Source organism: Clostridium sp. NSJ-49 (assembly GCF_014287725.1).
In the GTDB taxonomy this organism is placed as follows: Bacteria; Bacillota; Clostridia; order Clostridiales; family Clostridiaceae; genus Clostridium; species Clostridium disporicum_B.
In genome coordinates, this window is record NZ_JACOOP010000012.1 from 43,028 (window position 1) to 67,128 (window position 24,101).

Genomic DNA, 24,101 nt, shown 5'->3' on the forward strand with positions numbered 1-24,101 from the left:
ATTGGCATTTATTAAATTTACACCTTATAATAACAAAAAAAGATATTTTTTCTATATTTCATATTTCCATATATGTTAATCGAAACCATGGAAAACTATTGATTTTTCTTAATATATCAAATTATGTAATTCTTATCCTATTACTCCTGCTCTATATTAATATCATATACAGTATAATTTCCAACAAGGTCCATTACTTTTATATTATAAGATCAAATCTTATTCTGTGACTTATCTACTTCAATATTATTAATATTATCATACTTATTTAAACCCTCTATTGTACTTTTATAATCAATACCAGATAGGTTGTCCTCTAAGAAAATATCTAATTTTCCGTTATTAAGCTCACCATTTAATATTACTAGAGCTTCTTTATCTATATTAGTTATATTAATTTCTTTTAAAATTTCAAAATTATTATTATCTCTACTACAAACTACTTTATATGTACCATTTTTATTTACAGTAAATACAGCTTTATTATTACTAAGATACTGTAGACTAATTAACTCATTATTTTGTGATATTACTTGTAAATCCTTACGCCCACTAAATACTAATTCAACCTCAATATCATCTTTTGAGAATCCTTTTTCATACTGTACTGATTCTATAACTATTGGCTCTTTCAATTCGTTAACTTCATTAATTATAATAACAGATGACGTAACTATTGTTCCTGCTGCAATTCCACCAACAAAATAGCTTTTTAATGAACCACTTTTTAAAACTTCATTCTTGCTAATTAAATTTATAGTGGATGCATACGTTGTTTTAACTAATGTATTTGTAGCTAGTACCCCGAATAATGATGCTGTTAATACTCTACCATATCTCTTTGATAGTTTCTTCTTTAATAATATCTTTCCATTATGTAATCTACTCTTTACTGTTCCTTCAGCACAGCCTAATATTTCTCCTATTTCCTTGAGCTTATAATTTCTAAAGTATTTTAAAATTATAACGGTTCTATATTTTTCATCTAAGTCCAATATATCATTCATTATTTCTTTACTTCTCTCATTATCTAAATACTTAGTAAGAGGATTATCTTCCTCTATCAATTTTGAACTTATCTCCTCATCACTCATAGAAATTGGTCTTTTATTTGCTTTTTGCAACTCTCTTATACTTTCATTGTAAGTAATTCTGTTTATCCATGATATAAACATCTTATTATCTTTTAATGAATTAATGTTTTTATGAACTAAAACATATACATTTTGCACAACATCATGTACTATATCCTCATCTTTAATAATACTTAATGCAAAAAAATATACCTTTTTATAAGTAATTTTATAAATTGTATTAAATGAATAATCTATACCATTTTTAACATCATCTATAGCTTTAAGCAATTCCTTGCTCTCAAACCCTATCTCGTCTCTCACAATACACCTCATCAATTATGTTAATACAACCATTTATTTAAGTTATTCACATAATAAAAGTATTATATTTATAAATATTCCATTAAATTATATATAAAAAACTATTTTGTTTCAAACATATATAATTTTATAAATTACAAATTAACTGAATCTTTATTTACAATTTTTTTATATGAGATAATATTTTTTGCGTATGCTAGAAATTAATAATTTTAATTATTATCAAAAAAAGTATTGTGTAACCACACAATACTTTTTTGTTAAAGTTTTTGTATATAATTATCTTTTATAGAGTTAGCCCTTTCTAGTAACTCCATAGCTATTGTATTTAGATTAAATGCCCATTGATTACCCTCACAGTATCTAATATTTACATCATAGATACTCGACCCATTGTAATATGCTCCATCTTCAGATAAATACATTTCATCTATAAGACTTGCTATATATTCTAGAGAATGATTCCAATCATCAAATGTCTCCCATCCTCCACTAGCTGATTTAACCCCTCCAATATTATTATTTAATACAGCTAAATCAGAAGTTCCATGACCTGATTCTTCAATATTCAGAGCCATTAAGAATATTGCATTTACATTATGCTTATTTTCCATCTCATAATAAGAGCTAGCTAATACCTGTAATTTCGATCCTTCTAGCAAATTATATATTTGCTCTATTGATAAATTACTTTTTTCTCTTAAATTATTTGGATTATATGTTATCTCTCTTTTTACATCTTTGCTTGCATATAATTCCTTAAACGAATTATCTCTATCACTAATACTTAATTTCAGATTATCTATCATTTCAAATAATCTGTATGCATCATTAATTCCGTTAATATTCTGTATCCTAGTGTCAGTATTAGTCTCTACCTCTTCTGGTATATCTATAATTACGCTAGCTTTAGTTGTCCCACCCTCAACAAAACCTTCATATACCTTTAAAAAATCATTATACCTAGTCTTACTTTCTAATGTGAGATTCCTAATCCCTGTTACTGGTTCTAACGTACTTTCTATAGTGCTTCCTGTTCCTGCCCCTGATAATAAAGTCACCATGTATATTGCACATAGAAATTTTGATACAACTATAATAAATAACACTCCTTTTCTAGAATAAAAGTTAATCTAAATACTGTCTTATTTATCGCAGTTGTTATTTTAAACACATATAAAAACATTTGTCAAACTGACATAACTGAAATTATCAAGAAATAATGATTATCCATAAATTGTTGATTACGACTTCATAACTACTATAAGAAGCCTTAGAAGTTAGATAATATTTTGACAATCAACTTTATGAACTTTTTGTGAACGGCGTATAAAATTGTTGATTTACTATATATAAAATTGATCTTATATAGCCAATAAACATCAATAATATGTAAATTTATGGGTTGTGTAAAATAGAAAATATGCGTAAGTAGAAGAAACTATCTCTAAATTACTCCCTGCCATCGCCCCCTTTAATTTTTTGTCTATTATTTTCTACTTTATTTCAATTTAATAATGCAGCTACTATAATCACCTTCAAGTCTAATATCTACTCCATAATTCATTAAATATTCACCTGTTTTCTCTATAGTTTTTCCTAAGTATTCTAAGGTATATTTTTTATCTGATTCTAGTCCTCTTAGTTTAACTCTAGTTCCTCTATGACCTATCTTACTTTGTGGTAAAAATACAAATACTACTGATTCATTTTCTTTTAAATACTGATATAAGTAATAATCATTTGAAGAAGTGTTTTCAAGTCTGTAGAAATCACCTTCTTGTATTATATGACGAATTGTCTTATATTCACTTATAAGTTTTTTTGCTATTTCATCATCTTCTTTGCTGTACTTTAATATGTTACAGCCTATTCCTAAAGTACCCATCATAGCAGAATGTAATCTGAATTCTAATGGTATTATTCTTTTTGATAAGAAGTTTGGGCAATCTGTAACCCAAGCTCTCATGGCTTTAATAGGGTAAATATATGAGTAGCTATCTTGAATTGTTAGTCTATCATAAGCATCTGTATTGTCGCTAGTCCAATAATCGTCAAAGACTTCTAGGCTTCCAAAGTCTATTCTTCCCCCACCTGATGCACAAGCCTCAAAATACACTTTAGGATGTTTTTCCTTTAGTTTTCTAACTATATCATAAAGATTTTCTATATGCTTAAACCATATATCCTTCTTTACATCACTTTGAGATATTGGTCTATTTGCATCCCATTTTATATAATCAATATCATATGTTGATAACATTTGGTCTAATGTATTATAAATAAATTCCTTAACCTCATCTTTACTTAGATTAAGTACATATTGACCTCTTGATGTGTCTGATTCTCTCGTTTTAAAATTGTAAATCCAATCTGGATGATCTTTATAAAGTTGTGATTTTGGATTAACCATTTCTGGCTCAAACCATATTCCAAACTTCATATCTATATCTTTAACTGCAGCTATAAGTTGGTTTAATCCATTAGGGAATTTTTTTTCATTTACATACCAATCTCCTAATCCATTATCTATGCCATCTCTTTCTCCAAACCAACCGTCATCAACTACAAAAAGCTCTGCACCTAGCTCTTTTGCTTTTTTAGCTAGCTTAATTTGCTCATCACAACTAACCTTAAATTCTGTAGCTTCCCATGAATTATATAAAATATCTCTTAATCCATCTCTCATTAATTCATTTTTACCGTAATTATGAAGGTTGTGAGACATTTTTTCAAAGCCTTCATTTGTATATCCAGCTATAATAGCTGGTGTCTTAAACTCTTCTCCACCTTTAAGCTCTAAAATAAAATCATGAGGATTTATACCAAGCTGAACTAAGGTTTCTCCATATGGAGTTTGCTCAACTATTCCACTAAAATTACCACTTAGCTTTAATGCTCCGAAGAATACTTCCCCATTTGTTTCACTTGCATCTTTGTCTAATATAAAGTAAGGATTATGATTATGAGTAGATATACCTCTTCTATTTTCTATATATATCTTTCCATAACCAACTTTTTGAGTAAACATTTGCTGTTCCGCTCCCCAGTGACCATGAACATTTCTAAAGTTTAAATTTTCATAAGGTATATGGAATTGCCCACTATATATTTTTTCTATTTCCATAACTTCACTTGAGTTATTTTTTACAGTTACATATCTTTCTAATAAATCATATTTTTCATGAATTATATAATTTAGATTGATTTCTAAATCATAATACTCATCCTTTAAAGAAACTATAAGTTTATTCTCTTCTACCTTGTATCCAACAAACTTATATTTTACTTCTCTTGTTCCATCATTGAAATTAACCTTTAAGCAATGCTCTTTATATCTTAATCCACCGTAAACAGGATACTCCTCAGGAGTTATTTCATAGACAGGGTCGTTTGTAGAAACCTCTTCTAATTTTATAAGTTCAAAATCATCAATATGATTTATCTTTCTTCCCCAATATAAGCTTCTTATAAGCCCTTCATCATCTATTCCAAAAACATAAGATGTATTTATTGTATTTAATGAAAAAATATTTTCTTCTTTATTTATTATGATAGCCATAAATCCTTCCCCCTAAATTACTACTTCTTTAATTGTTTAGGTAATAAAACAATTATTTCTGTACCCTTTCCTACTTCACTTTTTATACTTATTCCATAATCATTTCCGTAAATTAACTTTATTCTATCATTTACGTTGTTAACACCTATCCCACTTAAACCTTTACTACTAGGCTTTTTACTATTTTTCATATCCTCTAACTTATCACTTTCAATTCCTACACCATTATCTATAATTCTTATATTTAAATTTTCATTTTCCTCTTTAATAAATATCTCTATCCTACCCTCTTCTCCTGAAGGGAAGCCATGAAAGAATGAATTTTCAATAAATGGTTGTAATATAAGCTTTGGAACTAAATAATCATAACAGTTTGGCATTATAAAATACTGTACGTCTATCCTATCTCCATATCTAGTATTATTAATTAATACATAATGTTTAAGATTGTCTATCTCCTCTTTCATAGTTATAAACTCATCTGTTTTACTAATTGTATTTCTTAACAATAATATAAATGAATCTAACACCTCTATGCTTTTATCTTTATTCCCTTGCCATATCAAAAACTTTATACTTGATAATGTATTGAATACATAATGAGGATTTATCTGCATTTGCAGAGCATATATTTCAAATTTTCTTTTTTCCTTTTGCGTCTTTACTAACTCTTTTATATGACAATTTATATCCTTAATCATATAGTTATAAGTAGTTGCTAGCTCCTCGATTTCACTTATTCCACTTACCTCATTTATCTCAACATATTCAGTAAATTTATTAGATCTAAGAGTAGCCATTTTTTCAATAAGGATATATAAAGGTCTTGTAACTTGCTTAACTATTAAGTATATTATTATCAATGTTATTAAGGTTATAATAAAACATATAAATATTATTTTTCTAACATCATATATTTCTCTTATAGCTTTATTTATGTTGATAACTCCACATAATGCTAAATTACTATCTGGTAATCTTTGCGTAAAATTTACATTACCATAATTCTCATAAATTATGCCTAACTCATTATTTATAGCAAGATTTTTTATCTCATCTTCAAAATTTTCAAGTTTAGTACCTAAGCTACTATTATTGTTAGATGATATAACTGTATTATCTTCATTAAGAACATAAACATTATTTAAATCATGAGAAAAGTAATCATATATACTTTCAAATTCTTTTTCTCTAATAATTAGGTATACAATCCCATAAGGATTTCCATTATTTGAATTAAGAGCTTTGCTTATTAATATTACTGGCTCATTTTGAGTAGTTGAAGTAAACCCTTTATCTAAGAATTGATATAATATGCTATCCTTATTTTCTAATGTATTCTTAGATATATCCATTTCAAGCAATTCACTCGCTTCAATATTTAATAATTCATCCTTAAGATAAGTCTTTCCATTTAATCCAACCATAAGTAAATCAAAACTATAATTATTATCATTAAACAATGATTTTATATGTGATTGCATGTTATATATATTATTAAAGGAGTCATTATAACTTAAGCTTTCATCAGTAAAAAAGAGCCTTACAGCTCTATTAGAATTTATTGAATTAATAGTTTCCAGGGACCTTCTATGAAAATCATATAACTTTTCACAAACTCTCTCTATTATCTTCTGTTGAGAATCTATATATGACTTTTCAAATATATCTCTAGACATATTTATTATTACACTACTTATAGCAATAGATATACAAACTACTCCAACTACAACTGCACACATTATTTTAAAAAAGAAGCTGTTTTTCCTTAGTCCACTATTTATCATTTTTATCCTCCATAAGTAGATTTAATCTTCGATAATTACTTGGAGTATACCCTTTAATTTTCTTAAATACCCTACAAAAATAACTGTGGTCAGAATACCCTACCATACTACTAATTTCAGATACATAATGCTTGTTACCCTTAAGTAATTCACAAGCCTTTTCAACTCTTATTTTGTTTAGATATTCTGAAAATCCCTCCTTGCAATGATTGCTAAAATATGAGGATAAATAACTATAATTAAAGCTAAATTTCTGAGAAATAACTCCTAAGTCTAAATAAGTTGAATAGTTATTATTTATATATTCGAGTATATTTTTAATACTATCTTCTTCATCACAATTTTCTGATATAATCATTTTTAATTCTCTAAAAATGCTATTAATAGCTTCAATTAATTCTGTACTATATAAAGCTTGTTCAACCATATTAAAATACTTGTCTCTTAACTCATCTGTATTATTACAATACTCTTCAATGCTAACGAGCATAGTATAAAGTAAATTCTTTATTAAGCTCTTTAATTTTTGTTCATTCATTTTAGTAAATATTGCATGATTTATATAATCCTCAGTATTATTGAAAGCTAAATCAAACTCTTTTATTTTTATTTCATTATAAAACTTATCAAAATCAAATTTTTTACTTTTTTCTTTAATAGCATTTTCAGTACATAATAAAGATGTATTCTTGTAATGGAAGCGTTGTCCTATAAACGGAATAAATTTTTCATTATAGATATATTTTATATCTGATAAATTATTAAATTTTTCACTTATTACAAAAAATATATTACCATTACTCCATATTTCATTATTTATGAACTGCTCTATTTCACTAACTATATGCTTATCATCACTTATCTTATAATTTATTGTGTAAAATAAAATCCTATCATTTATTAATAATTTTATATTTTTATACTCTTTATTACTTTTGAAAAATTCATCTAACTTTCCTATAATCTCTTGAATATACTCTTCATTTTTCCCACGTAAGTTTTTTATATCAATTCCAAATATCCTAAAGCAGCTGTTAGGAAAAATATTTAAAAATACACTCTCATTTAATACGTTTTCATAACCTAGAATAAATTTTTCTATAAAACTATGATAATCTTCCTTATCATTTTTTATTAGCTCCATTCCTGGAATTCTATTTACCGCTTTATTCAAAGTTATTATTAAATTTGATGGAGTTAGCGTAGGCTTTAATATATAATCCACAGCTCCACTTAACAAAGTACTTTTTACATATTCAAATTTATCATAACTACTAAGAATGATAATCTGTATTTCTGGGTATTTTTTCTGTACTAGCTTTGAAAAATCAACACCATCTAATATAGGCATCACTATATCAGATATAATAATATTTGGACTTACTTCCTCAATTATATCTAATGCCTCTTTCCCATTTACAGCTTCTCCAACTATTGTAAAACCTTCACCCTCCCAATTTATCATGTGTTTTATTCCTTGACGCATAATAAATTCATCTTCTACAATTAATACCCTACATTTTCCCATACTATTTACCCATCCTTTACAATTTGCCCCTGGAAATTTTCTGGACCTTCGGGGTCCAAAAATTGGACCCCGAAGGTCTATTTTATACCCTTGTTACAGTAAAACTGAAATCTATATCTTCATTAGATGGTATTAAGTATTGATCATGAACTGGTGCTCCCCAGCTATCGTCTCCACCAACACCCATTTGTTTAGCTATTATACGCACCCATGTATAATTCACTTTAGGTAATTCATCAATATGCATTGCATTTTCTATTTCATATGCACTATAAGGTAATACACTTAACTCAAATGGTTTTTTATCATATTTAAAGCATAATCCTTTACCATTATCATCAGTTACCTTTACCCATCTAACTCCTGTTCTGTTTCCACACTCTTGAGGAATTAGATATTTTGACATATTATTCATAGCTGTATTTTCAAATACCCCAAGTCTAGTTCCTTCATTACGGTCAATGTAATTTTCATCTGGTCCTAAACCATAATATTTAAAATTACCTAACTCTTTTTTTAGTTTGAAATCCATACCATATAAAGGTATTTCACTCATACCTTCTACTCCTTTGTACTTTAAGTTCACATTTATTGCACCATCAGGAGTAACTGTATATATAACTGTATTTGTAGTTTCAATACTTGTTGGCATTATAAACTTATATTCTAAAATCACTTTATTTTCTTCTTCATTTAATTTAAAATCAACTAATCTTTGATGTAATCCAGCTATCTGCCATTGTGAACATCTAAAGTTATGTCCATTGCCTCTATCATTATCGGTAGTTGCTCTGAAGAATGAAGTTTTTGGTGCCCTAGTAATATACTCCTTATCATCATAACGAAGTGATATTAATCCACCCTCTTGTATAGAGAACATCATACTAAAACCTTTACCTTTAACCCCAATATTTACATCTCCATGAACTACTTCTAACTTATCATCATTATCTTTACTCTCTAAGTTATCTAAATTAGTATAAACAGCTTGTCCAAAAGCTACTTCATATCCTTTAGTTGCCCATAAAGTATCCTCTTTTAATATCATAGATACATTATAAGTAACCTCGACATTTTTTTCAATATTTGGATAATCTATTTCTACATATTTTTCTGTGCCTGCAGCAACATCTTCTACTATAGTTTTTTCAAAAATCCTATTTCCTTCATGTTCAATATAGCATATAAACTCATAATTTTCAGTTCCTTCAAATAGGTTGTTATTTTTTATAATAATACCTTTATTATCAGGTTTTATTTTTATATTTGAGAATAGATATTTTACTTCTTGTGATTTAGGTGATATTGTTCTGTCTGCATAAATTATTCCATCGGTGCAGAAGCAATAATCAGTTGCTCTATCATCAAAATCTCCACCGTAAACTAACTTACTTTCTCCATTTTCATCAGTTACTTCTATTGCTTGATCTATATAATCCCAAATAAATCCACCTTGATACATAGGGTATTTCTCTTCTAATTCAGTATATAAATTTAATCCTCCACAAGAATTTCCCATGGCATGCATGTATTCACAACTAATATATGGCTTTTTAGGGTCATTATTTAAATACTCTTCTATTTCTGCTGGCTTTGCATACATTCTACTTTCCATATCACTTATTTCATCAAATTCTCTATTCCAGAATACTCCTTCATAATGAACTAAACGACTATCATCTTTTTTATGGAAATACTTAGTCATCTCTAAAATATTTGATCCTGCATAAGATTCATTCCCACAAGACCATATTAAAATTGATGGGTGGTTTTTATCTCTTTCAAACATTGATTCAGCTCTATCTACAACAACATCCTTCCATTCTGGTAAAGACCCTGGAATATTCCATGAAGGCTCACATTTACCCATCTTCTGCCATGAACCATGACTTTCTAAGTTAGCTTCATCTATTAAATATATTCCGTATTCATCACATAAGTCATACCACATTGAGTTATTAGGATAATGTGAAGTTCTTACTGAATTTATATTGTGCTGCTTTAAGAATTTAATATCCCATAACATATCCTCTTTCGTTATAGCTCTTCCTGTTTTACAGTTGAATTCATGCCTATTTACACCTTTAAATAATATTCTCTTACCATTTAAATGCATTATATTATCTTTTAACTCAAATCTTCTAAATCCAACTCTTTGTTTAATAATTTCTATTAACTCATCATTTTCATCTACTAATTCAATATATAAATTATAAAGGTATGGAGATTCAGCACTCCATTGATTTACTTTATCTAAAATAATCTCTTTATTTAAAATATCTTGAGCTTGTACTTTATCTAAAGAACATATTGAATTTCCTTCTTTATCTTCTAAATATATATTTACAAAACAGTCCTTATTAAATTTAATATTTAAATCTAAATTTAAAATACCATTAGTATAAGAATCATCTAATCCAGCCTTAACAAATATATTATCTACATGCCACTCTGGTATAGCATAAAGATATACATCTCTGAATATTCCTGAGAATCTCCAGAAATCTTGGTCTTCAATCCAGCTTGCACTACTTCTCTTATATACTTCTACTGCTAGCTTATTTTCTCCATCTCTTAAGTAATCAGTTATATCAAACTCTGATGGAGTAAATGTATCTTCACTGTAACCTATAAATTCACCGTTTAACCATACATAAAAAGCAGTTTCTACACCTTGGAAAGATACAAATGTCTTCTTATTTTTTAGTTCTTCCTTTACTGTAAAATGCTTAACATAGCTTCCTACTGGATTATAAGTCTTTGATATATGAGGAGGTCTTAGCTCATCATGTCCATCCCAAGGATACATAGTATTTATATACTGGCACTTATCATATCCTTGCATTTGTATATGTCCAGGTACATTTATATAATCAAAATTACTACAATCATAATCGTCTTTATAAAAATCTTTAATTCTTTCATCTTGATTTACTGCGTATGCAAATCTCCACTTTCCATTTAGAGATTGTCTTAAAGGCATATCATATCCTAGTTTAATATCTTCTTTATTTTCATAATATAAATGATCTGAATGTGCATCTATTCTATTTACTCTAAAAATTTCCGGATTAGATAGCCATTCTATACTTGGTGTTTTTATCATATCTCTTCTCTCCTTTTAACTATTAAATTTCCTCTGAGGTCAATCCAATATTTTGGTCAAACTCAGAGGCATATACAACTTATCCTTTTACTGACCCAGTCATTCCAGCTACAAAGTGCTTTTGCATTAAGAAGAATATTAATGCCGTTGGTAATGTTGCAATTACAACTGCCATCATAATCATTCCATAATCAGGAGTATAAGATGAACCTAAAGCTGATATTACTAATGGTAAAGTTCTCTTATCTGGTGATTGTAAAGATATTAATGGCCACATATAATTATTCCAACTTGTCATAAATGTTACTATTATAGCTGCTGCATAAGTAGATTTCATAGTTGGCATAAATATTCTAAAGAATATACTAAATTCTCCTAAACCATCAATACGAGCTGCCTCTATTAAATCCTTTGGGAATGTCTTAGTATTTTGTCTAAAGAAGAATATTAAAAATGCTGTAGCTACTGAAACTACTATTACTGCTCCATGAGTATTTAATGAAATCCCTTTTAAAGCACCTACCTTATTAAACTTACTAAACATTCTAAATAAAGGTACTATTAATGCTGCAAATGGAACCATCATTGATAATAAAATAAAGTTAAAAATTCTATCTCTAGTTTTTGTTTTATAAACTTCAAAAGCATATCCAGCTGCTGATGAAACAATCATAGCAAAAGTTGTAGTTAATACAGCTATAACTAAAGAATTCTTAAAAGCTGTAGCATACTGTAAATCAGAAGCTAAAAGATTCTTAAGATTTTCAAAGAAATATCCTCCAGGTATCAATGTCCCCTTAGTAATATCTACTGATTTATTAGTAATTGCTATAAGCATCCAAATAAACGGAAAAATCGATATAAATGATAATATGCTTAATACTATATATTTAAAAATACTTACAATTCTCTTTTTACTATTCATTCTTATCTCCTCCTACTTTTAATTGAATAAATGATAGTATTACTATAAGGAATAGTATTACGTAAGAAACTGCTGCTGCATATCCAAAGTTTGGTGAATACTTAAACAATAAGTTATAAATATATTGAGATATAGTAACAGTTGCGTTAGCAGGTCCTCCTCCTGTTATATTTACAACTTCATCAAATAACTGTAGTGTTCCAATGGTAGAATTTATAGTTGTAAATAATATTATCGGTTTTAAAAGTGGAAGTGTGATAGTTTTAAATTTTACAAAAGCACTAGCTCCATCTATATCAGCAGCTTCATATATAGAATCATCTATAGATTGCATTCCGGCTAAATAAAATACCATGTTATAGCCTGTCCATCTCCAAGTTATTGCTATTATAATAAGTATTTTAGCCCAAACAGGATGAGTTACCCAAGATATTGGCTCTGAAATTAAATTTATGTTCATTAAAAATGCATTTATGAATCCATCTGTAGCAAATAAACTCTTAAATACTATTGAGTAAGCTACTAATGATGTTACGCAAGGCAAGAAAATTGCTGTTCTAAAAAATCCTCTAGCCTTTAATCTTTTATCATTTAACATTGCAGATATTACAAGTGCAAGTATAATCATTATAGGAACTTGAATAATTAAGTATAATACCGTATTAAATAATGCTTTTCTAAATGTTGAATCTGTTAATAATCTCTTATAATTATCCAATCCTACAAATGTTAAGTTATTACCCATTCCCCCTTGAAGTGACGTTATAAACGCTTGTACCATAGGATAAAATACAAATGCAACTATTAGAACTATACTTGGTATAACAAATAGCCATGCTTTTCTATTTAATTTATAATTTATTTCTGTGTTTTTTCTTTTAATCTTCATATATTCCTCCTTATATATAAATAACCATTTACTAATCTTTACTTTAGTAAATGGTTATTTAGTTAGAACAACCTAGCTATAAGCTATTATTATTGAGCTACGGCAGCTTCGATTTGTCCTTGGAAAGTATTTAATGTTTCATCTATATCTGCACCTTGAAGAATTGATTGCATAGCTTCAGTCATAATATCTTCAATTGCATATGTGTGTAACCCATAATTAACTGAAGGTACTTCTGCTGTCCACTCTGCTAAATCCTTGAATATTTCTTGTCCACCAAAGTACTCATCACCTGCATTATAGTTAGGACAGCTTGCAGCTGCATTTAATGTACTTACTAAATTTATGTCTTTAGCTAAGTTATTCATTAAATCTGTGCTAGAAGCAAAAGTTTTACCAACAAAATCTACAGCAGTTTCAGAGTTACCAACATTCTTAAGTACATACCAACCTGCACCACCGATTGAAGATGCATTTACAGAATTAGAGTTGCTAGCCATCTTAGGGAATTCAGCTATTGCCCATTTACCACTTTGATCTTCAGCCTTCTTAATTGAAGGAGCTATCCAACATCCAGTTACAACTGATGCAACTTCACCATTATTGAAAGCGCCAACGAATTGATCCCATTCAGCAACTTGTTTAGTAATTCCAGCTTCAGTTAAATCTTTATATATCTTTATAGCATCCTTTAATTCTTGATTACCAGCTATAGTAACTTCACCATTTTCGCCTGTATACCATGCACCTGCACTTTGTAACATCATTCTGACTTGTCCTATATCACTTGGATCTAAAGTACACATTGCAACTCCAGTTTTTTCTTTAACTGCTTTACCTATTTCAATATACTTTTCCCAAGTTAAATTTTGCATGTCCTCTTTTGTATACCCAGCTTCTTCTATTAAGTCAACTCTATAGAAAGTTGCTGCAACACCACTATCAAAAGGAATACCATATAATTTTCCGTCTATAATATTTACACCTGTTTTATAATCAGCAAAATCACTTGCATTTGCTACAGATGAAAGATCTGCAAATTCATCTTGATATGCTTGAAGATATCCTTGTATTTTATAATCCTCAATTAAAACTACATTTGGTAATCCTTCATATGATCCTGAAGAAAGGCTTGTATTAAGTTTTGCCACGATATCATCTTGTGACATTGTTACAACTTCAATATCTACATCAGGATTATCCTTTGCATATATTTCCTTAGCTTGATTTGCTGCTACTATATTAAATGATTCATCCCATGCCCATACTGTTATTTTGTCATTACCCCCTGTTGCTGTTTCTCCTGAAGATCCACTATCTTCACTACTTCCACAAGCAACTAATCCTAAAGTTAAAGTTGATGCTAATAAAATTGATAATAATTTTTTAAATCTCATTTAAATTCTCCCCTTTATTTCTCTTTGTAATGCTTTACAAGTAATATTTTAACATATAAAAATTAATACTTCTTAGAACTTTATTGGGTTCATTTTTTTAATATTTTCATTTTTCCAATTGCCTTTTTTTTAACACTTGTACTTTTTTTATAAACTTGTACTTTTTTTATTTTTGCAGTGAAAATACTCCTATTGTCCACTTCTAAATTCTCTATTATTGTATAAAATATAAGGCTCTGTGCACTATGCACAAAGCCTTGTATTTTAAGTACTATAAAATTTTAACTATATTACTATAATAATTTTTCTAAATTATCTACTAATTCGCCAATAGCATCAACATAATATTTTACAATTCTATCAGCTACTTCATCAGCTAAGTTTTCATTATATATATGAGATGTTGAATTTCTATCTTCTAAAAGATTAATCCATACCTTATCATCAGATATTAAATTATTAACATAAGCCTTTTTAAATATAGTTCTTGGAAAGGAATTTTCTAAAGTTACTCCAAGATATTTCATAAATTCTCCAAGTGTCTTATGTGTAAGCTCATAAGTAAATTCAAATCTTTGAATTAAACTATCCCTTATTATATCATCTTTTCCATCATATAAATCACTAACTTCTTTTAGCCTACTATATGCTTTTTTTAAGTTCATATATTTAAAATCAATACTTCTCATATATAATAATCCCTTCCTTATTGACCTGATTTATAAATAATTCATCACTAACTGATTTCATATCTGAAAAATCAAATTCTAATAATGTAGTGGTATTATTCTCTATATCTTCTATAAATTCTGATATAGATGCTTCACTATATATAGCTAAATCTATATCGCTTCTATCTCCATTATCTTTTCTGGCTCTTGAGCCAAATAAAATGACTTTATTTATTTCATTATGTTTTTTCGAAATCTCTACTATTTCTTCTAATACTACTTTATCTAAATTCATAATTAGCACCTACTACTACATACTTTATTTCTATTATATATCAGCGATACTTAATTATAAATGAGTTTTTAATTCATCATTATATAGAATTTAATTCTTTCTTCTAACATATCTAAATATACATTAGAATTTCTACTTTCTCCAAATACTGTTGTTTTTTTATATTCATTATTAAATTTATTATATGTATCTTTAATCTTCAAAAATATTTTGTTCTTCATAGTTATATCAACTCCTTCAACTGAAATTATTGACACAACTTTTAAGTTCAAATCACTCTTATATATTTTTTAATATATACTATACTTCATTTTCTTTTTTCTTTGCATTATTAAAAAGTTCAATTATTTGCATTCTATCTCTTATGCTATACTCTTTAACTAAGAAACTCTCTTCATTTTCCCCTATAATAACTTCTTTACCACAATTAGAACAAAACTTGATAGTAAAATCTAACTCTTTGCCACATCTTACACAATGCATACTTTTTTATTTCCCCCATTAAATTAACTATTACTTCTAAATTAGACTGTTTAATATTTAACTTTGTTCCATCATTATACGTATAATTCAAAGAAATACCTTTCATAAAAATCATACTTTATATTATTCATTTACCAGTGAAATATATGATTAATATGAATTTATTTATATTTTTCTTAAATTTAAATAGTAAAATTTTTAACTTTAATCATATTTAATAAGTGAGAGTAAAAATTAATAATTTCCACTAATATATTATAACTATATATTCTGTATGGAAACAAATTAGGAGGTTAAAAATGAATAATATTATTTTTGAAAAAGAAAGATTTGATGGAAACTTTAACGGGACAACTCCTCCAATTGATGGTGAATACTTTACTATCAAAAGAGGATATAAACTAAGACCTTCCACATTAAGAAGATTACATGAGATAAAGGCAGGTCATAGTGACATAAATATTTATATGAATACTATAATTGATAATGCCATAAATCATTACTATGAAGATGTATTTTTGAAGAAATATTAGATACAAAATAATGATGAATATAAATTAATAGTTAAGATTACTAAAAAACCTCTATTAGATTTTTGTGTCTAATAGAGGTTTTTTCTATCTAAATACTTGTACCTGGTAATATTCTGGACCTCAGAGGTCCAGAATATGTCATGGCCATCTAGACCTTAAATATCAAAAGAAGTAACTTGTCTTTCAGTTATCTTAGCTGCATACTTGCTGACTATAGAACCTTTTTTGCTTATGAAAATATCATTTTCTAAAATAACCTCCATTAAAGCAGCTACCTCTTCACTATTAAGATTTGTTCTAACACCAGATATAGATAACGAATATTTTTCGTCAGTTTCAGTTAAAAAAGTCATTGATAAAGTATATTCCATAATTTATTCCCCCTTAAGTAATATTCAAAATTTTAATTTTGTTTAGTAGAAGTTAAGTGAAAGTCCAAATCTCTGATTTGGTAACTTGAACTTACACTGTAAGTGTACACCTACGAACATATATGAATAGATGTTTCCTTGATAAGCCCTCTAATGTCCAGTTATTTGAAAATTAGTTGCTTTGTATTATTGATGTTTCATTTAAGTAATAAGCGACAGCATCATCTCTAAGAACTGTCTTTATAGCTTCCGCTACAGCAAAAATAGCTTCAGCAGAAGCACTACCTTTTACATTGGCAAAAGATTTTGTTTTATAAAGTGTATTCCCTTCATCGTCAATTCCGTTTTCAAGTTTAAAAGCTAATGATACTTTTTGTAATTCTTTATTGGCTGCCATTTAGCATTCCCCCTTTTTCTTTCTTCACTTAATAAATATGATGTAATATAAATGTTTTACTGAATTTAATAAATTCTTTTATTTAATTCTTCATTTTCTATTACAATACCAAGCTTAGTAGAAACTATAGTGTTGAGCTTATTAATAGAGTAAGTTAAAGTCATTATCTGCTTTTCAAGTCTAATTAATAAGTATGCACTTATAGCCACTGGAAATCCAACATTAGCAATTAGATTTAATAAATCATTAATTTCCATAAGATAAACCTCCTTAATTATTCTGTTAAGTAAAACTATTAGTGTGTAATAATCTCTAACAGAAACTTAATTTTAAATTTGTATCTACTTATTAAATATGATTTAGTATAAATATTTTTAATATTTATTTTAAAAATCTACGATTTACTATCTACTATACTGATCTAACATCTTTTAGCATAAAAAAAGTAGCAAGCTTAAGCTTGCCAATGGAAAATTTATGGACCCTAGAGGTCCAATAAATTGGACCTCGGAGGTACAGCAATAAAATTCATGTAAGATTCAAATCTATTATCGTATTTAAAGTAATCTAGAACTATATCTATATTTACTAATTTGGGTTTAATTTTTCCTGTAATCATTAGATAACTAGACCATTTGTATTGATCGGGCTTTTCAACTATTTTTGCTTTAACTGGATTTAAGTGTACATATTTTGATACTTGTAAAAGATGTGCATCATCTTTTATTATTTCTGAAAAGTACTTAGATTGAAATAAATGTCCTATATACTCATACTTCTTATTGAAATATTTTGTATACATAGAATTTAACCTAGCCATAAATCTTTTTAATGGTTCACTATCTGTTTTTATAAGTAAATGTACATGATTACTCATTAAACAATATGTAAGTATTTGATAATTAAGGTAACTATAATAAATTATAGTGTCTTCTAAAATTCTTAGATATACCCTAAAATCTTGTTCATCTCTAAAAATTTCCTCTTTTCTATTTCCCCTAGTTGTTACATGATAGATAGCATGAGGTTCCCATACTCTTCGCTTACTAGCCATTTGAATTATCACCTTCCTTTATCTTGATTATCACCAAAATAAAATCAAATAAACACTTCAAGGCTTGAATATGTAAAATTACTGGACCTCGGGGGTCCAATTTATTGGCCCCCCGAGGTCCAGTAATTTTACAGTTAACTATTATAAAGATACTCAATACTTTTCTTAAATCTTTCAAGTCCTTCCTTTAATTTAGAAAGAGGACATCCACAATTTAATCTTAGATACTTTTCACAACCATATACTTCGCCTTTCATTATCCCTACTCCACCAATGTTTACTAGGGCATCTTGAATTTGATCTGCTGTAAATGGTAACTCTCTACAATCTATCCAAGCCAAATATGTTCCATTTGGTTTCTTAAATTTTATATCTTTAAAATTTTCTTTAATAAAGCTTTCTACATAATCCATATTATTATTTATATATTCTACTAAACCATCTATATAATAATCGCACTCATTATAAGAAACCATTGTTGCATACATCCCTAAAATACTTACTGAGTTTAAGAAATCCTTAGTTCTTGTTTGATGTATAAATAAATTATTTATATTGTCATCAGGAACTATAGCATAAGAGCCGATTAATCCTGGATAATTAAAGGTTTTGCTTCCTGAAGAAACTAAATAAATTTCATTATACTCCTCCAAGTAATTAATCATAGGAGTATGTCTATTTCCAGGCATTACAATGTCAGCATGAATTTCATCACTTATTATTTTTACATTATATCTCTTGCATATATTTACAATCTTTCCCAGTTCATCTTTAGTCCATACACGTCCTGTTGGATTATGAGGTGAACATAGTAAAAACACCTTACAATCTTTAACCCGTTCTTCAAATTCATTAAAATCTATAAAGAAATTCCCCTCATTTTCATGAAGTTCAACTCTTACTATTTCCCTATTATTTTGCTCAATAACATTTATAAATGCATCATACATAGGATTAAATGTAGCTATTTTATCGTTATCTTCGCTTAAAAGTCTTAATAAAAGTGAAACAGAATACATTACTGATGGGGAATATATTACCCACTTTTCATCTACAAAACTATTAAATCTTCTACTAAAATATCCTGCAATTGAGCCTTTATAATCATGGTGATTCCATCTCGAATAACCATATATCTGATGCTCTAGTGCCTTATTTAGCTTATTATATACAAGCTCTGGTACTGTAAAATCAGTATCAGATATTGAAAAGGGAATTAAATCTGACTTATTAAAACGGTCTTGAATATAATCCCACTGTGTGCAATACGTATTTAACCTATTATGAACCTCATCAAAATTATGCTTCATATACTATACCTCCAAAATTATCATATCTTTCGTAGTTTGATTTAAAGGTATACCTCTTCCCCCTGAAATCAACACATCATCTTCAATCCTAACTCCGCCTAAACCTTCTACATATATGCCTGGCTCACAAGACATTATCATATTATCCTTTAAAATAGTTTTTGAGCTTTGATTTAGAAATGGATACTCACATCCATCTCCTATACCTATACCATGCCCTAGTCCATGATTATAGTTTTCACCATAGCCAGCCTTTTCAATTATATCTCTAACTATAAAGTCAACTTCTGAAGCTAAAGCTCCAGCTTTTATTGCACCTACTCCAGCTTGTTGAGCCTTCTTAACAACATTATAAATAACAATTAACTCTTCACTAGGCTTCCCTACAAATACCATTCTTGTCATATCAGACTGATAATTCTTATACTCTATTCCAAAATCAATCATTATAGGTTCATTAGCTTTAACCTTTCTCTCAGTAGGTCTTCCATGAGGCAGTGCAGTTCTTGGTCCTGAAGTTACTACTGGCTCAAAGGATAACTTGCTTGCACCAGCCTTTAAAGCATAATAATGTATTAATGCATTTATTTCATTTTCACTTATTCCTACCTTAATATGCTTTAAAACATCAGTAAATACTTCATCAGTAATCTTACAAGCTTCCTTTAATATATCAACTTCAAAGTCATCCTTAATTATTCTAACTTCATTTATTTCATCATTAACTAAAGTAACAGAAAAATCATACTTTTTTAGCTTTTCATAATCAGAAATTGAATAACTACTAGCCTCTATACCTAACTTAGAATAATTAAATTCTTTAAATATTTCACTTACAATATCAAAATGAGATTTGTTACTTTTAGCAGGAGTATTTTCTACTATTATTAATTCATCTGTTCTTTCTCTTGCTTCAGATAAATATCTTCCATCTAAAATAGCATAAGAATTATCTCTAGTAATTAATATTTGTACCCCACTACCAGTTAAAGTGTTTAAATATTTTTTACTTGTTTTTGATTTTATTAATAAGCCATCTAAACTTAATTCTTCTATTAAATTTCTTATCTTCTCTAAATGCCTTGCCATATTTCCTCCTATAAAAAAGCTACTGATAAAACTATGTGTTTCCACCAACTATTAAACTTATCTATAGATTTCTCAAAATATAATTCTCTATATAGTATAAAAGGCAAGCATTACGCTCGCCTTAATTTTTAGAAATCTAAATCATCTACTAATGCTAAATCTTCTTCTGAAATTTTAGAATCTTGCTTATCTTCTACTTTAAACTCATTTTGTCTTTCATATAACTTGAAGAATGGATACCAAATAAGAATTGATCCAATCATTTGTAGCGCATTAACAACAATAGTTAGCCAATGTCCATTTACTAAGAATCCTTCTAGGAATACTCCAACATATGGTGGATTAAAAATTGGTTTTGCTAATATTCCAGCTTTCATTAAGAATGCTGGGAATGTACCTAAAATTGTTCCCCCAATAACATATGGTAAGAAGAATGTTGGATTTAATACTATTGGTGCACCAAATAATATTGGTTCATTTATACCAAATAATGCTGGTACTAAAGATACTTGTCCTACCTTTTTAAATGCCTTGTTCTTTGAGAATAAGAACCAGAATACTAATCCAAAAGTTACACCTGTTCCTGTAAAGTTAGCAAATGCACTTGTCATACCACCAGTATAGAAGTGTGGTAATGCTTGACCTGCTTGCATAGCTTCAATATTTTCAGCTAAGAATTGAGCTGCTATTGGAGCTGTTATTGGTGATAATACTGATGGATGAATACCAAAGAAGAATAGCATACATCCAAGGAAAGTAATAAATACAAATACCCAAGGGTTATCTAATGATCCTACTAATGGTGATAAGAATTGAGTTAATATTTCTGGTGGTAATACATCAAAAAATGCTAAGCTTAATAATCTTATGGCCATAAATGTACCAACTATAATTACAGTTGTAGGAATTAATTCAAAAGATCTAGAAACGAAATCAGGTACACTTTCCGGCATACGGATTGTAAAATTTTTCTTTTTACACCATCTGTATAATTCAACAGCTAAGATTCCTGATACCATTGCCATAAATAAACCTTTAGTTCCTAAGTATCTAATAACCATACCTCCATCTTCAGTAAAGCTAAATACTAATAAAAGGAACCCAACTGCACCAAGTACCATAGCCCCTGGAACATATAACTTATAATGGTCACTTAAAAAATAAGTGATACATAAACAAACATAGAAGCCCATCATTCCTATAGTTAGATAGAATGGCAGATAAAAATTATCCATATTATTAAAAATAAATTGTGATATTGGATTTGTTTCTCCAATCATATTTGCTATAGCTTCTGGTATTAAACATAAACTTCCTATGATAAGTATTGGCGTCATGGCCACCATTGACTTTTTAATTGCACTTAAATGTGGCTGTTTGTCCATTTTCTGTGCAAGAGGCGTTAGCCACTTATTCATAAAATTTTCGAATTTATCAAACATATTATTTCCTCCCCTTAAATCCATATATTTTTTAATGATTAAATACTAAAATTCTTACATATAATAGCTTCTAGATAAATTTATATTTAATCATTTATTTTGCTCACCTTTTTATACTACTTTTGTTTTGCAAGTTCTGCTTTTCTATAAGCTATTAAAGCCATTTTTAAAGAGGTTGCTCCATCCATTTTTCCATAAGTATCTTGATCGATAACAGTGTATGGAATTTCTCCAATTATCTCTTTAATATAATCTAGCTTATGAGCAATTTGTGGTCCTACAACTAATACATCACAGTTGCCTACTTCTTGCTTTAATAAATCTACAGGTACTGCTGTAAATTCAAAATCAGCATCGTTTAACTTTTTACTCTCCTTCACAGTTTTCTTCATGTTATTCATTAACATGGTAGTTGAAAATCCCCCAGCACAACATAATACAATTCTCATTTTATTTCTCCTCCCTTGATTCAAATACTTCTATTAATGCTTCTATTAAATCTCTAGATAACTGTGAAGACATATAATGATCTTGAGCATGTACCATAAGTAAGCTCACCATTGGTTTAGTCTCAGCATCTCCAGAAAGTTCAGCCTGAATTAATTTTGTTTGAGCATTATGAGCTTCAAGATCTATTTCTCTTGCTTCTTCCATTAATTTTCTAGCAGCTTCATAATCTCTTTCCTTAACCTTTTTTAAAGCTTGAAAGGCCTTTGCTTTGCTCTCACCAGCAGCGCCTATAATCTGCATTATTTGCATTTCTAATTCATTCATTTTCTGTACCTCCTACAAGTAACTTGATATAACTTCATATTTTTCTACATTTAATTCTTTTATAATATTAACAATTAATTCTACTAACTCATCTATATCTCTTAAATCCGTCATTGAATAACTTCCATGACAATATCTAAGAGGTATTCCTAAAACTATTGCAAGCTTTCCTCCATTAACTAAATGAGCGTTAGCTGCATCAGTTCCCCCTCCACTAAACATGTCACATTGAAAGCTAATATTATTTTCAATAGCTACATCCTTAATAAACTTTAAAAACTTCTTATTAGGAATCATAGTTTTATCATAATGAACTATCATACAGCCTTTAGAAATCTTACGTTGGTTAGTATAATTTCTTACTAAATCAGGTGCACAAGCAACATCTATAGCAAAAACTACATCCGGATTTACTATATCAGTTGTACACTTCCCCCCTCTAGTTCCAACCTCTTCTGAACTAGTAAAGCTTAAATATATATCGTTATCATGCTGTATATTCTTAAGCCTTTTATCAACTTCCTTTAATATATAACACCCTACTCTATCATCAAGAGCTTTTGCCATTAACACATTTTCATTTATCATCTCACTATTACTAGCAAAACAAACCATATCACCTATGTTAACTCCAGCCTTTAAGACTTCATCTCTTGAGCTTAGGCCAATATCAACATAAACATCCTTAACCTTATGATTATCATCATAGGAGCAGTTCATTAGTCCTCTTAGCTTCTTCCTATTCTCTAATGTTACATTAACAGCCTGAAAACTCTTTGCAGAGTCCTTAACTCCACCTATCTGCATAAGATGCAACATTCCTATATCGCTAATATATCTAACCATAAAGCCAACCTCATCCATGTGTGCACAGAACATAAGCTTAGGCGCTCTAGGCTTATCAGTATTATCACTACTATTGTGGTTATCATTATTACTGGCATTATGTTTAACTATCATACTTCCAATGCCATCAAAAGAAACTTGTCCATTTATATCTTTAACTAATATATCTCTTATCTCTTGCTCATTTGATGCTATTCCATCTGCGTTACATAAAGCTTTTAATAGTTCAATATCTACCATTTTTA

The 24,101-nt window shown here is 28.4% G+C and carries 24 protein-coding genes; 1 reads left to right on the plus strand and 23 read right to left on the minus strand.

The features are described 5' to 3' along the window. Positions 1–212 precede the first annotated feature (212 nt). The 13 genes from H8S10_RS06180 to H8S10_RS06240 form a co-directional block, all read right to left on the minus strand. On the minus strand, positions 213–1,397 hold the full coding sequence (locus tag H8S10_RS06180) for a sigma-70 family RNA polymerase sigma factor (protein WP_186838295.1): 1,185 nt from the start codon (positions 1,395–1,397) through the stop codon (positions 213–215). A 260-nt stretch (positions 1,398–1,657) separates the two neighbouring features. Further along, entirely contained in the window at positions 1,658–2,461 is an 804-nt protein-coding gene (locus H8S10_RS06185) for a glucosaminidase domain-containing protein (RefSeq protein WP_186838296.1), read from the minus strand. Between the two features lie 437 nt (positions 2,462–2,898). Further along, entirely contained in the window at positions 2,899–4,959 is a 2,061-nt protein-coding gene (locus H8S10_RS06190) for an alpha-galactosidase (protein WP_186838297.1), read from the minus strand. A 20-nt stretch (positions 4,960–4,979) separates the two neighbouring features. Continuing rightward, positions 4,980–6,746 (minus strand): histidine kinase, encoded by a 1,767-nt coding sequence (locus tag H8S10_RS06195; protein WP_186838298.1) that lies wholly within the window; start codon positions 6,744–6,746, stop codon positions 4,980–4,982. Next, the gene (locus tag H8S10_RS06200; protein ID WP_186838299.1) at positions 6,736–8,274 is read right to left on the minus strand and encodes a response regulator; all 1,539 of its coding nucleotides are present in this window, start codon (positions 8,272–8,274) and stop codon (positions 6,736–6,738) included. The genes H8S10_RS06195 and H8S10_RS06200 overlap by 11 nt, the downstream gene beginning before the upstream one ends. 82 nt (positions 8,275–8,356) lie before the next feature. After that, on the minus strand, positions 8,357–11,380 hold the full coding sequence (locus tag H8S10_RS06205) for a glycoside hydrolase family 2 TIM barrel-domain containing protein (protein WP_186838300.1): 3,024 nt from the start codon (positions 11,378–11,380) through the stop codon (positions 8,357–8,359). A gap of 79 nt (positions 11,381–11,459) precedes the next feature. Then, positions 11,460–12,305 (minus strand): carbohydrate ABC transporter permease, encoded by an 846-nt coding sequence (locus H8S10_RS06210; RefSeq protein WP_186838301.1) that lies wholly within the window; start codon positions 12,303–12,305, stop codon positions 11,460–11,462. Further along, positions 12,298–13,194: a sugar ABC transporter permease gene (locus H8S10_RS06215; RefSeq protein ID WP_186838302.1), complete on the minus strand. Its 897-nt coding sequence runs from the start codon at positions 13,192–13,194 to the stop codon at positions 12,298–12,300. Before H8S10_RS06215 ends, H8S10_RS06210 begins: the two co-directional genes overlap by 8 nt. Positions 13,195–13,283: 89 nt before the next feature. Next, positions 13,284–14,591 carry an extracellular solute-binding protein gene (locus H8S10_RS06220; RefSeq protein ID WP_186838303.1) on the minus strand — a complete coding sequence of 436 codons (1,308 nt, stop codon included), beginning with the start codon at positions 14,589–14,591 and terminating at the stop codon, positions 13,284–13,286. Between the two features lie 293 nt (positions 14,592–14,884). Beyond that, entirely contained in the window at positions 14,885–15,280 is a 396-nt protein-coding gene (locus H8S10_RS06225) for a nucleotidyltransferase substrate binding protein (protein ID WP_186838304.1), read from the minus strand. Continuing rightward, the gene (locus tag H8S10_RS06230) at positions 15,267–15,557 is read right to left on the minus strand and encodes a nucleotidyltransferase domain-containing protein (protein ID WP_055265414.1); all 291 of its coding nucleotides are present in this window, start codon (positions 15,555–15,557) and stop codon (positions 15,267–15,269) included. Before H8S10_RS06230 ends, H8S10_RS06225 begins: the two co-directional genes overlap by 14 nt. A 68-nt stretch (positions 15,558–15,625) precedes the next feature. Then, on the minus strand, positions 15,626–15,778 hold the full coding sequence (locus H8S10_RS06235) for a hypothetical protein (protein ID WP_156334260.1): 153 nt from the start codon (positions 15,776–15,778) through the stop codon (positions 15,626–15,628). 79 nt (positions 15,779–15,857) lie between these two features. Continuing rightward, on the minus strand, positions 15,858–16,040 hold the full coding sequence (locus H8S10_RS06240) for a hypothetical protein (protein WP_055265416.1): 183 nt from the start codon (positions 16,038–16,040) through the stop codon (positions 15,858–15,860). A gap of 299 nt (positions 16,041–16,339) precedes the next feature. On the opposite strand from H8S10_RS06240, the gene H8S10_RS06245 reads away from it, so the two are divergent. Beyond that, positions 16,340–16,573: a hypothetical protein gene (locus H8S10_RS06245; RefSeq protein WP_186838305.1), complete on the plus strand. Its 234-nt coding sequence runs from the start codon at positions 16,340–16,342 to the stop codon at positions 16,571–16,573. Positions 16,574–16,728: 155 nt separating this feature from the next. On the opposite strand, the gene H8S10_RS06250 is transcribed toward H8S10_RS06245, so the two are convergent. The 10 genes from H8S10_RS06250 to ypdE form a co-directional block, all read right to left on the minus strand. Further along, positions 16,729–16,944: a DUF2922 domain-containing protein gene (locus tag H8S10_RS06250; RefSeq protein ID WP_186838306.1), complete on the minus strand. Its 216-nt coding sequence runs from the start codon at positions 16,942–16,944 to the stop codon at positions 16,729–16,731. A gap of 172 nt (positions 16,945–17,116) precedes the next feature. After that, positions 17,117–17,341, minus strand: a complete 225-nt coding sequence (locus H8S10_RS06255) for a DUF1659 domain-containing protein (RefSeq protein WP_186838307.1) — start codon at positions 17,339–17,341, stop codon at positions 17,117–17,119. 65 nt (positions 17,342–17,406) lie between these two features. Beyond that, positions 17,407–17,598, minus strand: a complete 192-nt coding sequence (locus tag H8S10_RS06260; protein WP_055265424.1) for a YvrJ family protein — start codon at positions 17,596–17,598, stop codon at positions 17,407–17,409. Between the two features lie 227 nt (positions 17,599–17,825). After that, positions 17,826–18,395, minus strand: coding sequence for a transposase (locus tag H8S10_RS06265; RefSeq protein ID WP_186838308.1), 570 nt, complete (start codon positions 18,393–18,395; stop codon positions 17,826–17,828). A 134-nt stretch (positions 18,396–18,529) separates the two neighbouring features. Continuing rightward, on the minus strand, positions 18,530–19,705 hold the full coding sequence (locus tag H8S10_RS06270) for a PatB family C-S lyase (protein ID WP_186838309.1): 1,176 nt from the start codon (positions 19,703–19,705) through the stop codon (positions 18,530–18,532). A gap of 3 nt (positions 19,706–19,708) precedes the next feature. Next, positions 19,709–20,794: a Xaa-Pro peptidase family protein gene (locus H8S10_RS06275; RefSeq protein ID WP_186838310.1), complete on the minus strand. Its 1,086-nt coding sequence runs from the start codon at positions 20,792–20,794 to the stop codon at positions 19,709–19,711. A 128-nt stretch (positions 20,795–20,922) separates the two neighbouring features. Further along, positions 20,923–22,236: a PTS transporter subunit EIIC gene (locus H8S10_RS06280; protein WP_186838311.1), complete on the minus strand. Its 1,314-nt coding sequence runs from the start codon at positions 22,234–22,236 to the stop codon at positions 20,923–20,925. Between the two features lie 116 nt (positions 22,237–22,352). Beyond that, positions 22,353–22,685: a PTS sugar transporter subunit IIB gene (locus H8S10_RS06285; protein WP_186838312.1), complete on the minus strand. Its 333-nt coding sequence runs from the start codon at positions 22,683–22,685 to the stop codon at positions 22,353–22,355. 1 nt (position 22,686) lies between these two features. Beyond that, entirely contained in the window at positions 22,687–23,010 is a 324-nt protein-coding gene (locus tag H8S10_RS06290) for a PTS lactose/cellobiose transporter subunit IIA (RefSeq protein WP_186838313.1), read from the minus strand. A 12-nt stretch (positions 23,011–23,022) separates the two neighbouring features. Beyond that, on the minus strand, positions 23,023–24,096 hold the full coding sequence (gene ypdE, locus H8S10_RS06295; protein WP_186838314.1) for an aminopeptidase: 1,074 nt from the start codon (positions 24,094–24,096) through the stop codon (positions 23,023–23,025). Positions 24,097–24,101 lie beyond the last annotated feature (5 nt).